A 13,483-nucleotide genomic window follows, 5' to 3' on the forward strand; every position below is an offset into this window, starting at 1 on the left:
TGTGGATGTAGGGTGGCGCTCGGTCGGGCTCAACGGTCGCCCGACAGCATTTGCTCCTGCCGGGCCAAGCCGGGCTTGTGGCGCGGGTGCAAGTCGTCGGGCAACGGCAACAGCACGGGACCGGCCGTATAGAGCAAGGCTGCCTCGATCCGCCGATCGGGAAAGATCGACGCGAGCGCGGCGACATAGGCTGCCATTTGGTCCAGATGATGCGCTGGCACGGCATCGATCGTGGCCGGCACCCGCCGCCCGGTCTTGAAATCGACGATCAGCACGCGATCCTCGCGCACCAGCAGCCGATCGACCGTACCGGCGATCACGTCGCCCGCGACGACCGCTGCGATCGGCGCTTCGGCCAGGGCATCGGAAGCGAACACATCGGCGAAGCGGGCATCCGCGATCACCGTCAGCGCGTCTGCGATCAGCGCTTCCCGCTCCTCCCGGTCGATCACCCCGGCCGATTGTTCCAGCCAGCGCAGCCCGGCCGCCGTCCGATCGACCGGGGCAAGCGCGGGCAACCGTTCGAACAGCGCATGCAGCAGTGTCCCGCGCCGCGCCGCCGCGCGCATCGCCGGGCTCGGCGGCGGATCCGCAACTGCATCGACGCCGATCGCCGATGGGGCGAGCGGACGCGGCGGGCGCGCTTCCTGCGGGGCGGCGGCATGCAGCCAAGCGGGCAATGCGGGCTCAGGCGGCGCCAACCTCCGCGCACGCGCCAGCGGCGGCACCGGCTTGCCGCCGCGATGATGGCGGGCATGGCCCCAGAATTCGTCGGCCGGATCTTCCTCTGCGCCCAAGGCGATCATCGCGGCCTCGATCGCGGCATACCAGCTCGATTGCGGCACCACCCCCTTGGTCGCCGGGCCAAGCGCACCGCCGATCACCAGTCGCTCCTCCGCCCGCGTCACCGCGACATAGAGGAGCCGCAGATGCTCCTCGCGGTCGCGTCGGCGTGCGCGCTCGGCGGCCTCGGCGATCGATCCGGCCAGCTCCGCCTTGCGCGGACGGAATAGCGGCACCGTCGCCTCTCCGACCGGCCACGCCAGCGTCGACACTGGCGAGCGATCGGGATCGCCGGTGGCATCGGCCAGGATCACCAGCGGTGCCTGCAGCCCCTTCGCGCCGTGCGCCGTCATCACCCGCACAGCATCCAGCGGGGTGGAAGGATCGCGCTTGATGTCGACTTCGCCGCGATCGAACCAGTCCAGAAAGGATTGCAGCGTCGGCGTACCCTCGCTCTCGAATAGCAGCGCGGCGTTCACGAGTTCGTCGATGGGGTCCGATGCTTCCGCGCCCAGCCGGGCGACCAGCCGGCGGCGGCCGTCGAGCGGACCGCTCAGGATCGTCTCGATCAGCATGTACGGCGAGACGAAATCGGCCTGCGCGAGCAGGCTGCCGAGCGCGGCCGCGGTATCGGCCTCGTCCGCCCGGTCCCGCAGCGTTGACCACAGCCCGGCGCGCGGCTGCTTCGCCAGCCGGTACAGCCGGTCCTGATCCCAGCCGAACAGCGGCGATACCAGCAGCGCGGAGAGATTGAGATCGTCCAGCGGCTGCGTGCAGAAACGCAGCCCCGCCAGCAGGTCCCGAACCGCGAGCGGCCGATCGAGCCGCAGCCGATCGACACCCGCGACCGGCACGCCTTCGGCATGCAACCGCGCCACGAGCAGCCCGGCTAAGTCACCGCGCTTGCGCACCAGGATCAGGATATCCTCGGGCCGCACCGGCCGCCCCTTGCCTTCCAGCCACAGCGGTTCGTCCAGCCAGCGGCGGATTTGCCGGGCGAGCTGGGTCGCGAAACCACGCGTGGCATCGTCGAGCCAGGTCTCGTCCCCCTCCTCGACATCCTCCGCACTCGACACGCTGTGCGGCCGCCACAGGGTCACGGTGCCGGGACCGCCGTCACGCGCGCTCAGATGCGGGGCCAGCTGTTCCTCGACCCCGAGTTCGAGCGGGCCGAGCTGATCCAGCAGCGTATCGACCAGTTCCAGCACAGGCGGCGTCGAACGAAACGAACGATCGAGCGAGAGTTGGTTGAAGCCCCTGCCGGCCTGCTCCGCCCGCATCGAGAATGCCTGCCGCGCCGCGTTGAAAGCCTGCGGGTCGGTGCCCTGGAAGCCGAAGATCGCCTGCTTGAAATCACCGACCGTGAAGATCGTGCGCGTCGTCTGCCCTCGCGCCCCTTCGCCGGCAAAGAACTCGCCCGCCAGCGCCGCAATGATCGACCATTGCCGCGCATTGGTATCCTGCGCTTCGTCGACCAGGATATGGTCTGTCGCCTGATCCAGCTTGTAGCGGATCCAGTCGCCGATCCCGTCGCTGTTCAGCAGCCGGACCGATGCGTTGATCAGGTCGTCGAAATCGACCATCCCGGCCGCGCGCTTGGCAGCGGCGTATCGCAGCGCATAGGCCTGCCCGGCACGCAGCCCCGCCGCGACCAGCACGGCAAGCCCGGCACGCGCGCGCAGGCCGATCAGCTCCGCGCAATGCCCATGCAGCCGCATCGCCAGATCCGCATAGCCTTCCTCCTGCGGGGCCTGGCCCTTGCCGAACGACAGCGGCGCGCCATCCTTGCGGGACCAGACGGCGTGCAGATCGGCCAGCAATGTCGCCCGCTCCATTGCATCCGAAGCCAGCCAGCGCGCCACCAGATCGGCGCGCGCGGCTCCCTTGGCCGTCTTCCAGCGCCCGTTCGCGGCACCAATCGCGCGCAGCGTCTCCGTATCGAAACGATCGTCGCCACAGGCCTGCTCGATCGCCGCGTCGATATCGCCCAGCGGCAGATCGAGCGCTGTGCGCACCCGCGCCTCGATGCCCTCGCGGGGGCCGAGCCCCGCCATGTCCTCGGCAGCGCGAGCGCAGTCCATCAGATAGCGTTCGGCCCCCTGCTCGCCCAGCCGACGGCTCAGCTGCTGCACGTCATCGATCAGGCCGAGATCGCCGCCGCGTTCCGCGTCCACCAGCAGATCGGCCAGCACCGATCGCGCCAATGCCGCCTCCTCGCGCCCCTCGATCGGCCGAAAGCCGGGCGAAAGCCCCGCCTCCGCCGGAAAGCCGGCCAGCAGCGTCTGGCAGAAGGCGTGGATCGTCTGGATCCGCAGCCCGCCCGGCGCATCCAGCACCGTGGCGAACAGCGCCCTCGCCCTCGCGATCGCCTCTTCGTCATGGGGCTCACCGAGATTGAAGAGCTCCTTGCGCAGCTTTTCGTCTGCCAGCCGCACCCAATGCGCCAGCCGCTCGTGCACCCGTTCCGCCATCTCGGCGGCCCCCGCCTTGGTGAAAGTCAGGCACAGGATCGATTGCGGGGCGGCCCCGGCCAGCAACAGCCGCAGCACGCGCGCAGTCAGCACATGCGTTTTGCCTGTGCCGGCGGAGGCGGACAGCCAGACGAGATCGGCAGGGTGCGATGCCTGCTGCTGCTCGCCGAACAGTCGTTGCAGCGGCTTCACCCGGCGGCTCACCGCTCGGCTCCATACCATTCGTCCAGCCGCATCAGCTGGTCATAGTCGTCGAACGGAGCGAAATCGGGATTGAGCTTTGCGGTGAAGGGCTCGTCGCCGGTCAGCCACTTGGCGATCGCCTCGCGCAGCACGCGTTCCGAAAAGGCAAGGAAGCCCTCGGGGTCAACCGCGCTGGCCTTGCCGAACCCGTCGCGCTCCTTGGCCAGGGACCAATATTCGAACGCCTCGGCCCAGCCCGCTATGCCTTCGATCCCGCCCTGCTCGGCAATCAGACCCAGCAGGCCCAGCTGCAGCGCGAAGCCGGCGTCGATCTGCGCCTTCGCCGGCGCCTTGCCGGTCTTGTAGTCGACGATCGCCAGCCCACCGCCCGGCAACCGGTCCACACGATCGACCTTGCCCGATATGGTGACGCCGGCGATGTCGATCACGGCCTTGCGCTCGGCTGCGATCGGCACCCGCCCCGCCGCCACATCGTCGGCCATGCGGGCGGCCACCCATTCCAGCGCCTCGATCAGCCGCGGCGTCCACAGCGCCCTCAGCACCGGATGCGCGGCAATCCGGTCGAGCAGGTCGCGTGCACGCGGCACCAGGCGGTCCGGGCGACAACCATCCTCGATCATCCAGGCCTCGAACACGGCATGCACCGCGCTGCCGCGCCACGCCGCACTCGGATCGGCATCGACCGGATCGAGCCGCGACAGCCCCAGCATCGCCTTGGCGTAGAAGGCGTATGGGTCGGCCTTCAGCCGGTCGAGATCGGTCACCGCCAGTCGGCGCGGCCGTTCACGCGATGGCGGTGACGGCGCGGGCTGGCTGGCCGGCGCACGCGGGCCGATCGGCCGATCGATCGCGTCGGCCCAGCGCCGCAGCCGCGGCAGCCGGGTCACGCCGCCGGTCATCGCCTCCAGCCGCAGCCAGAAGCGCGATGCGATCACCGGCGCACGCGCATCGCGCCGCGCCCGGGTCAGGATCACGCGCGGCGCGCCCAGCGCGCTGGCGAAATCATGCGCGGCCAGGCCGATCCGCCGCTCCAGCCCGGGCAGGCCCAGCGATCGGCGCAGCGCTGGCGCCAGCCACGGATCCGGCGCAGGCAGGGCCGGCCAAACGCCTTCGTTCAACCCACCCAGGATCATCAGGTCGGCCTGTTGCAGCTGCGCTTCGATCAGCCCCCAGATGAACAGCCGCGGATGCCCGCCCTGCGGCGGCCGGATCGCGATATCGTCCATCAATTGCCGCAGCATCCGGTGCAGCCCGTCACCATCGACCCGCACCGGCCCCTCGGCGGCAACAGCTTCCAGTTCCGCGATCAGCGCGGCAGCGCGCCGCCCATCGGGGCCCGCCCACACCGCATCACCGCACAGCGCGGACGCCACGTCGCGCAGCACCGCAAGTCGATCAGCGGTCGATGCGCCAGCGGCCAGCGACTCGAGCGGGGCAAGCAACGCCCTTGCCTCGTCCCACCAGCCGGCGGCTGCGCGCCGCCACTTGCGCTCGCGCTCGTCGCCGCCGTCGAGATGCGCGGTGACGCCGGCCAGCCCGGCATCGGGCCGCGGGCCGCGCAGTGCGCGATCCAGCGCCCGCACCCCCGCCAGCCAGGCATCGCGTCGATCGCCGCGCCGCACCAATGGATGCTTCAGCAGCGCCAGCAGGGCGACCGGTGCGAACCGTTCGGCGGCGGCCGCCGCCAGCGAAAGAAGCAGCGTGCCCGGAGGCAGCTGCGAAAGCGGTCGCCCTGCCGAATCATCGACATGGATCGCCCAGCGGCGCAGCTGTGCGGCCACGCGTTGCGCCAGTCCCCGATCCGGGGTCACCAGCGCCGCGGTCCGCCCCGGCGTCTCGATCGCTTCGCGCATGGCGATCGCGATCGCGCGTGCCTCCTCGCCCGGACCGGCGAACTCCGCGGCCACGATCCCGCTCAGCCGCCGCTCGGCCGGGGGTAGCGTCTGCCACTTGGCGGTGAAGCGCGCCGGGGCCATCGCGTTGCCGATCGCACGACTGCGCACCGCCGCCGAACCGCGCCCGCCACCCCAGCGCCACGGCCGAACCTCGCCGCGCGCCACACCGATCGCGTCGATCAGCAGCTTCAGCTGGAATTGGGGGTGTGTCTCGATCGGCGACTTCACGATGCCGGTCGTCGGATCGGGATCATGCGGGCCGAGCGCCGACCACTCGGCGACCGGCATCGCCAGGTCGAGCGCAGGCACCACCACCATACCCTGCGGCAGCCGCGCGATCCGTCGCAGCAGCCGCGCGATCGCGGGCGCCGATGTCGTGATCCCCGCCGCTACGACCAGCCCAGCCGGCGGCGTGGTGGCCCAGCGCCGCTCGATGCCCGCCAGCAGCCGAGCACGCCGCTCGGCCAAATCGATCCGGCCGATCGCCGTCAGCTCCGCCGGCCACCGATCCAGCACCGCGCGCAGGATCGCCAGCGATCCTTCCCAATGGCGCGACAGCTCGACCGGCACCGCATCGGCCAGCCGCTCGGGCGGCACCTCCTCGACCAGTAGCTGATCGCGCACCCGCGCCAGATCGCCGGCGAGACGCAACGCTTCTGCCGCGTCGATCGGATCGCCAGCGGCATCGCGCGCCTGCTGGACGAGCCGCGCCAGCCGCATCAACCGATCGAGCGGATCGACCGCAGGCGGCACCGGCTCGGCATCCGCAGGGTCCAGCGCCAGACCTAGCGCGTCGCCGAGCTCGGCATCGCCGATCGCCACCAGCCGCGGCAACAGCAGCCCGCCTTCCGATCGCCGCACGAACGCATCCGTCACTGCCCGCACTGCACGATTGGTCGGCAGCAGCAGCATCGCGCGCGCCAGTGCCATCCGGTCGCCGCCGGTGCGCGCGATCAGCCCGGCGGCAAGCGCATCGGCAAAGGCGCGGTGCGCTGGGATGGTGAAGACGGCCGGCCTGAGCGGCGCGGCGCGATCGGCTGGCGTCATGGCGTCATCTAGCGCGGCGGGAGCCCCTGCGTCACCCCTCGGCGATCAGCGCCTCGGTCCGCGCGATCGCCTGCGGCGTCCCGACATCGAACCAGAGGCCCTGATGCACGACACCGTACAGCCGCCCGCTTTCGATCGCCCGATCCCAGAGCAGGTTGGTCGAGAACGGACCATCGGGCGCATCGGCCAGCAATCGTGACGAGACGATTTGGATCCCGGTAAACACGAACGGCGCCACCCGCCCTGGCCGCCGCCGCGCGATTCGGCCGGCGGCGTCCATATGGAAATCGCCCGGCCCGCGATGGCAGTTGGCGCGCGCCAGCGGCACCACCAGCAAAAGGGCATCCATCGTCGTATCGTCCCAGCGCTGGCCCAGCAGGCTGATCGCGTCGATCGGGCCGTCGATCCACAGATTGTCGCTGTTGACGACCAGGAAGCGATCGCGATCGATGATCGGCAGCGCCTTCACCAGCCCGCCGCCCGTCTCCAGCAGCCGCCCGCGCTCATCGGAAACCTGGATGTCGAGGCCGCTGGCGCTACGCTGCAGGTGCGCCTCCAGCGCGTCGGCCAGATAGTGGACGTTAACCACCGCGCGCTTCACGCCCGCGGTGCGCAGCCGATCCAGCACATGATCGAGCAGCGGCTTGCCGGCCACTTCCACCAGCGGTTTGGGCCGGGTCGCGGTCAGCGGGCGCATGCGCTTGCCAAGTCCCGCCGCCAGCACCATCGCGGTCTCGATCGGCGCGGCGCCCGTCACGGCCCGCAATTCCAGCGGCTTGCGCGCGCTCATGCGTCCGCCCACAGCGCGGCGCGCTTCGCGGGCGGCACGTTGGCATCGAACCAGTCGCGCACCGGCGCCAGTGCGGGATGGGCCAGGTCGCGTTCCAGATAACGCCAGACCCGCGGCTGATAGGCCAGGTAGCGTGGCTTGCCGTCGCGTTTCCACAACCGGCAGAAGATGCCCAGTATCTTGGCGTTGCGCTGCGCGCCGAGCAGCGCATAGGCGGCGGGATCGATCGCGCCATAATGCGCCAGCATCGCCTCTTCCAGCGCGGGCGGCACGTCGCGCCGCGCATCCTGCAGCAGCGAGACGAGATCATAGGCTGGGTGGCCTGCCAGGGCATCCTGGAAGTCGAGCAGGCCGAGGCTGCCGTCGGGCAGCAGCATGATGTTCTCGGCATGATAGTCGCGCAATACCGTCACAGACCGGTCGTCCCGGATCGGCGCCAGCGCAGCGTCCCAGGCGGCGGCATAGCCGGCCGTATCCACCTCGATGCCGGCGGCGGGCGCATACCATTCGGGAAACAGCCCCGCCTCGCGCTGATAGACCGCCATGTCATAGGGCGGCAGCCCGCCGGCATCCTGCGCATGGAGCGCGCTCAGCAGGTCGATAGCGTCGCGATAGACCTGCAGTTCGCGATCTGGCTCGGCGGCGATCACCTCGGCCATCCGCGCATCGCCGAAGTCCTCAAGCAGGATCAGTCCTTGGGTCAGATCGCGCGCCAGGATCCGGGGGGCGGCGAAGCCGCGCGCGTGCAGATGTTCGGCAACCGCGATGAACGGGCGGCTATCCTCGTGCGCGGGCGGTGCATCCATCAGCACGGCGGTGCGATCGGGGGTCGCGACGCGGAAATAGCGGCGGAAGCTGGCATCGCCGGCCAGCGGCAGGATGGCAGCGCCACGCCAGCCCGCATCGGCCAGGAAATCGGGCGCATGCGCCGGCGGAATCATCGCGGTGGCCATCGCGCTTCCCATGACGGTGGCACTTGCGCTGTCAAGCATCGCCCGCCGCCATCCGGCGCAAGCCATAGTCGCAGGGCATGCGGCCACAGCCGGTCGCCCATCCGCCCCGGCCATTCGATGATCAACGCGCCATCGGCCAGCGCATCGTCCAGCCCCAGCTCGTCGATCGCATCCGCCCGGTCCAGCCGGTAGAGATCGACATGCCACACCGGCACCGCCAGATCGTCGTAAGGGATCACGATCGGGAAGGTCGGGCTGGCGATCTCGCCGTCATGCCCCAGCGCCGCCAGCAGCCCGCGCGCGAGCGTCGTCTTGCCGGCACCCAGGTCACCTGACAGCGCGACGACGTCGCCCGGCTGCAGCACCCGCGCCAGCCCCGCGCCGAACGCCAGGGTCGCTCCTTCATTCGCCAGTCGGATCATGCGCGCTCGCGCTCGCGCGGGAGGCGCAGGATCACGGTCGTACCTTCGCCCGGCTCGCTGAACAGCGTGATCGTGCCGCCATGCGCCTCCACGAACTGGCGGGTCAGCGGCAGCCCCAGGCCCAGCGCCGCGCGTCCGCCGCGATCCACGCCGGGCTCGCTACCGCGGTGGAAGCGGTCGAACACGCGCTCCTGCTCGGCCGCGGCGATCCCGGCGCCATTGTCCGAAACCACGATCTCCGCGCCTTCCGCATCGCCCGATGCATGCAGCAGGATCCGCCCACCGGCCTGCGTATAGGCTACCGAATTGCGCAGCAGATGATCCAGCGCCTGGCGCAGCCGCCGGGCATCGCCCAGGATTGCGCCGACCGATGGATCGATCTCCACCACGAACTCCAGCCGCTGCTCGTCCGCGGCGGCGCGCACCGCATCGGCCGCGGCATGCGCCAGCCGTTCCAGGTCGACCTGCTCGGCCGCCATCGGCAGCAGCCCGGCCGCGCTCTGCGTCAGATCCAGCACGTCGTCGATCAGCGTGCCCAACCGCGCGGCCGATGCCGTGATCGCGGCCAGATAATCGGTCGCAGTCTCCCCGATCTCGCCGGCATAGCCGCCCGCCAGCATCTCCGCGAACCCTGCGATCGTGGTCAGCGGCACGCGCAGTTCGTACGACATGTTGGCCACGAACGCGGTCTTCAGCTTGTCGGCCTCCTCCAGCGCATCGTTGCGCTCGCGCAGCGCCGCTTCGATCTGGCGGCTGGCGGTGATGTCCAGCATCGTGAATAGCGCGTTTCCGTCCGGCAGCGGTACCGCCGCGAACTCAAAATGGCGCCCGTCCTTCAACGCCACCCGGCCCGATCGCTGCTGGCGATCGATGGTTGCGATCCGCACCAGCTCGCGCACCAGCCCGGCGCGCGCCGGATTGACGAGCTGCCTGCCGACATGTTCGACCAGCGCGTCCACCCGCGGATGCAGCGCCAGCACCTGCTCGCTCAGCCCCCATACATCCAGAAAACGGTTGTTCCACAGGTGCAGCCGGCCATCCGCGGCAAACACGCCGATCGCCTCGAACAGATTGTCGAAGGTCGCGGTCCGCACCCGCAGCAGCGTGTCGCGCGCGGATGCCAGCTGCAGCTGCTCGGTGCGATCCTCGAAGATCAGCAGCAGTCCGCCATCGGGCAGCGGCTGCGCCAGCACGCGCAGATGGATACCGCCCGGCAGCTGCCAGGCTTCTTCCTCCGGGGCAGTCGCGGTGAACCAGGTCCGGCGGTCCGCCTTCCACTTAGGGAAGTCGCGCATCTCCGGCGCGCGATTGGCCTCGCGCATCCGGTCCAGCACCCGATCGAATTCAGGATGATCGGCGATCCAGTCCTGCTGCATGGCGAACAGCCGCTGGAACGGCAGGTTGCAGAACGCCAGGCTGCGATCGGCGGCGAACTGCGCCACCCCGGCCGAAAGGCGGTCGAGCAGATCCCGCTGGGCGCGCTGGAAGCGGCCCAGATCGGCGCGAGCCTCCTCGAGCTCCTCGATGTCGACGGCATAGCCCGCCACCCCGGCTTCACCCAGCGGCACGTCGACGATGCGGATCATCCGCCGCTCGCCGGCGATCGTGGCTGGCGCGGTGCGTACCGACAGCCGGCCCTCGTCGCGCGCCATCGCCGCCGGGCCCAGCGGGCCGCGCCCGGCCTCTCCCTCCACCAGCTCCAGCCCGCGCGCGACCACCTCGGCGGCGTCGCCAGCTTCCACCGCCCGCACATAGGCGGCATTGACCAGTGCAAGCCGCAGATCGGGGCCACGATGCCACATCGGGAAGGGTGCCGCCTCGATCAATGCCGCCACTGCCTCCAATGCCTGCGACAATTGCGCGCCGGCGGCGGTCAGCCGCTCGATTTCAACCTGGCTGTCAGTCTGATCGAACAGCCAGACAACCACGCTCCCGCCGCCAGACGGTCGTCCCCGCGCCATCAGCACACGATCCGATCCCTGCACGTGCAGCGGCCGTGCGAAGCCGCGGCCGGCGCGCTGGGCCGCGGTCACATCGCGTGCCAGCAGCGCGGCATCCTCGCCCGACAGGCCGGCCTCGTCCTGCGCCAGATCGCCGATGAAGCGCGGCAGTCGCGCCAGCCCCAGCCAGTCGGCCAGCCGCTCGGTGGCGGCGATCCGCCCGTCGGCCGCGATTCGCAGCGGAATGACCGGCGCGCCTGCCAGCATCGCCTCGCTATCCGCCAGCCGCGCCTGCGCCGCCCCGGCCGCACGTCCGCGCCGGATCCCCCAGCCGATTGCGAACGCCGCCGCCACCATCCACAGCGCGCACAACCCCACCGCCAGGGCGGCCGCAAGCGGGCTCAGCGTCATCATCGGCGGATCGGGCGCGAAATCATCGGATGGTGATAGGCAGGCGATGGCCCGCGGTGAAGGGACTTCCGCAATCCGCTTCCCTGAAGCCGCCCGACACGCGACAAGGCGGCGATGGCGAGTGTGATCGACAGGGCGAACGAACTGGCGGAAGCGGGCGATCCGGCCGCCGCCGCTGGGCTGCTGGCCGAGTCCGGCGATGGCGACGCGCTGTTCCTGCTCGCGCGCTGGCGGCTCGCCGGCACCAACGGCCCGCGCGACTTGGCGGCGGCGCGCGCATTGTTCGCGCGGGCGGCCAAGCTTGGCCGGCGCGGTGCCGCCCAGATTTACGCCGCCTTCCTAGGCAGCGGCACCGGTGGGGAACGCGACTGGTCCGGCGCGCTCGATCTGATCGCGGCGGATCCGGGCGCGCAGGCCGAGCATGGGTTGATCGCGCAGATGGCGCTCGACGCCACGGGTGATCCGCTGGTCGTCCCCACGGGAGAGCCGATCGCCGGCCACCCGATCATCCGCTTTCCCGCACTATTCTCGGTGGCCGAATGCGCCTGGCTGGTCGGTGCCGGCAAGCCCAGGCTTGCACCGGCGGTGGTGGTAGATCCGGTGACGGCACGGCCGATCGCCAATCCGGTCCGCACGTCGGGCATGGCCTCGTTCCCGCCCGCGCTTGAATCACCGGCAGTGCATGCGCTCAACCGGCGGCTCGCGGCGGCCAGCGGCACTATGGTCGCCCAGGGAGAGCCGCTCCAGTTGCTCGCCTATGCGCCCGGCCAGGAATATCGCGCCCATGTCGATGCGGTTCCGGGCACGCGCAACCAGCGGATCATGACGATGCTGGTCTGGCTGAACGCGGCCTATGATGGCGGCGCGACCCGGTTTCTTGATCTGGGCATCGATCTGCGCGGCCAGCCCGGCGACGCGATCCTGTTCCACAACGTGGATGCCGATGGCGCGCCCGACATGAGGATGCGCCATGCCGGCCTGCCCGTTACGCGCGGGGTCAAATTCCTCGCCTCGCGCTGGATCCGCGAACGGGCGATGACAAGCTGGCCGCCGGAGGATTGATCCCCCGGCGGCCGCATCGATCAGTAGCGGTAATGATCGGGCTTGAACGGGCCCTCGGTCGAAACGCCGATATAGCTCGCCTGCTTCGCGGTCAGCTTGGTCAGCTTCACGCCCAGCTTCTGGAGGTGCAGCGCGGCCACCTTCTCGTCGAGATGCTTCGGCAGCACATAGACCTGGTTCTGATAGGCATCGGACTTCGTCCACAGCTCGATCTGCGCCATCACCTGATTGGTGAAGCTAGCCGACATCACGAACGACGGATGGCCGGTCGCGTTGCCCAGGTTCACCAGCCGGCCCTTGGACAGGATGATGATCTGCTTGCCGTCCGGGAATTCGACCAGGTCGACCTGCGGCTTGATCTCGGTCCACTTGTAGTTGCTCAGCGCCGCGATCTGGATCTCGCTGTCGAAATGGCCGATGTTGCAGACGATCGCCATGTTCTTCATCGCCGCCATATGCTCGGCGGTGATCACGTCGGCATTGCCGGTCGCAGTCACGAAGATATCGGCGCGCTGGGTCGCCTCTTCCATGGTGACGACCTCGAAGCCCTCCATCGCCGCCTGCAGCGCGCAGATCGGATCGACTTCGGTCACCAGCACACGCGCGCCGCCGTTGCGCAGGCTCTGCGCGCTGCCCTTGCCGACATCGCCGAAGCCCGCGACGCAGGCGACCTTGCCAGCCAGCATCACGTCGGTGCCGCGGCGGATCGCGTCGACCAGCGATTCCTTGCAGCCATAGAGATTGTCGAACTTAGACTTGGTCACGCTGTCGTTCACGTTGATCGCGGGGAACGGCAGTTCGCCCTTCTTGGCGATCTCATACAGGCGGTGCACGCCGGTCGTGGTCTCTTCCGACACGCCCTTGATCGCCTTCACGGTCGCGGTCAGATAACCCGGCCGGTCGGCGATGAACTGCTTCACCACGCGCTGGAACTCGACTTCCTCGTCATTCTCCGGCTCGGCGAAGCTGGCGCCTGCCTCCAGCTTGGCGCCCCACAGCGCGAACATGGTGGCATCGCCACCATCGTCGAGGATCATGTTGCAGGGCTCGTTGCCCCAGTCGAAGATGCGCGCCACATAGTCCCAATATTCGGCCAGCGTCTCGCCCTTCACGGCGAACACCGGGATCCCGGCTGCGGCGATCGCGGCGGCGGCATGGTCCTGGGTCGAGAAGATGTTGCACGATGCCCAGCGCACGTCGGCGCCCAGCGCGGTCAGCGTCTCGATCAGCACCGCGGTCTGGATCGTCATGTGCAACGATCCGGTGATGCGTGCGCCCTTCAGCGGCTTCGATGCCCCGAATTCCTCGCGCAGCGCCATCAGGCCTGGCATCTCGGTTTCGGCGATCTCGATCTCCTTGCGACCCCAGCCGGCCAGGCTGATGTCATGGACGAGATAATCGGTGAAATTGTCGACGGGCTGGGTCGCCACGGATGCTCTCCGGCAATGGAATGGATGGCCGCGCGCCTAGCGGAGCCGGGCCACGGATGCAAATGCAAATATAAA

The 13,483-nt window shown here is 69.7% G+C and carries 8 protein-coding genes; 1 reads left to right on the top strand and 7 read right to left on the bottom strand.

Annotated elements, in window-relative coordinates:
• Window positions 1-29: 29 nt before the first annotated feature.
• Genes addA through ABC347_RS05025 form a run of 6 tightly spaced genes read right to left on the bottom strand, consistent with a single transcriptional unit; the run spans window position 30 to window position 10,919 of the window.
• Window positions 30-3,458 (bottom strand): double-strand break repair helicase AddA, encoded by a 3,429-nt coding sequence (gene addA / locus ABC347_RS05000; protein WP_413244638.1) that lies wholly within the window; start codon window positions 3,456-3,458, stop codon window positions 30-32.
• Window positions 3,455-6,400 carry a double-strand break repair protein AddB gene (gene addB, locus ABC347_RS05005; protein WP_413244639.1) on the bottom strand — a complete coding sequence of 982 codons (2,946 nt, stop codon included), beginning with the start codon at window positions 6,398-6,400 and terminating at the stop codon, window positions 3,455-3,457. The genes addA and addB overlap by 4 nt, the downstream gene beginning before the upstream one ends.
• Window positions 6,401-6,431: 31 nt before the next feature.
• Window positions 6,432-7,190, bottom strand: coding sequence for a nucleotidyltransferase family protein (locus tag ABC347_RS05010; RefSeq protein WP_413244640.1), 759 nt, complete (start codon window positions 7,188-7,190; stop codon window positions 6,432-6,434).
• Window positions 7,187-8,143 carry an aminoglycoside phosphotransferase family protein gene (locus ABC347_RS05015; RefSeq protein ID WP_413244641.1) on the bottom strand — a complete coding sequence of 319 codons (957 nt, stop codon included), beginning with the start codon at window positions 8,141-8,143 and terminating at the stop codon, window positions 7,187-7,189. Before ABC347_RS05015 ends, ABC347_RS05010 begins: the two co-directional genes overlap by 4 nt.
• On the bottom strand, window positions 8,128-8,565 hold the full coding sequence (tsaE, locus tag ABC347_RS05020) for a tRNA (adenosine(37)-N6)-threonylcarbamoyltransferase complex ATPase subunit type 1 TsaE (protein ID WP_413244642.1): 438 nt from the start codon (window positions 8,563-8,565) through the stop codon (window positions 8,128-8,130). The genes ABC347_RS05015 and tsaE overlap by 16 nt, the downstream gene beginning before the upstream one ends.
• Entirely contained in the window at window positions 8,562-10,919 is a 2,358-nt protein-coding gene (locus tag ABC347_RS05025; RefSeq protein WP_413244643.1) for a sensor histidine kinase, read from the bottom strand. The genes tsaE and ABC347_RS05025 overlap by 4 nt, the downstream gene beginning before the upstream one ends.
• A 111-nt stretch (window positions 10,920-11,030) precedes the next feature.
• Here ABC347_RS05025 and ABC347_RS05030 point away from each other — a divergent pair, with 111 nt between their 5' ends.
• The gene (locus ABC347_RS05030) at window positions 11,031-11,978 is read left to right on the top strand and encodes a prolyl hydroxylase family protein (protein WP_413244644.1); all 948 of its coding nucleotides are present in this window, start codon (window positions 11,031-11,033) and stop codon (window positions 11,976-11,978) included.
• A 20-nt stretch (window positions 11,979-11,998) separates the two neighbouring features.
• Here ABC347_RS05030 and ahcY read toward each other — a convergent pair whose 3' ends face one another.
• Window positions 11,999-13,408: an adenosylhomocysteinase gene (ahcY, locus tag ABC347_RS05035; RefSeq protein ID WP_413244645.1), complete on the bottom strand. Its 1,410-nt coding sequence runs from the start codon at window positions 13,406-13,408 to the stop codon at window positions 11,999-12,001.
• Window positions 13,409-13,483 lie beyond the last annotated feature (75 nt).

It is taken from the genome of Sphingomonas canaveralia (assembly GCF_047238125.1).
Lineage (GTDB): Bacteria > Pseudomonadota > Alphaproteobacteria > Sphingomonadales > Sphingomonadaceae > JBDFMH01.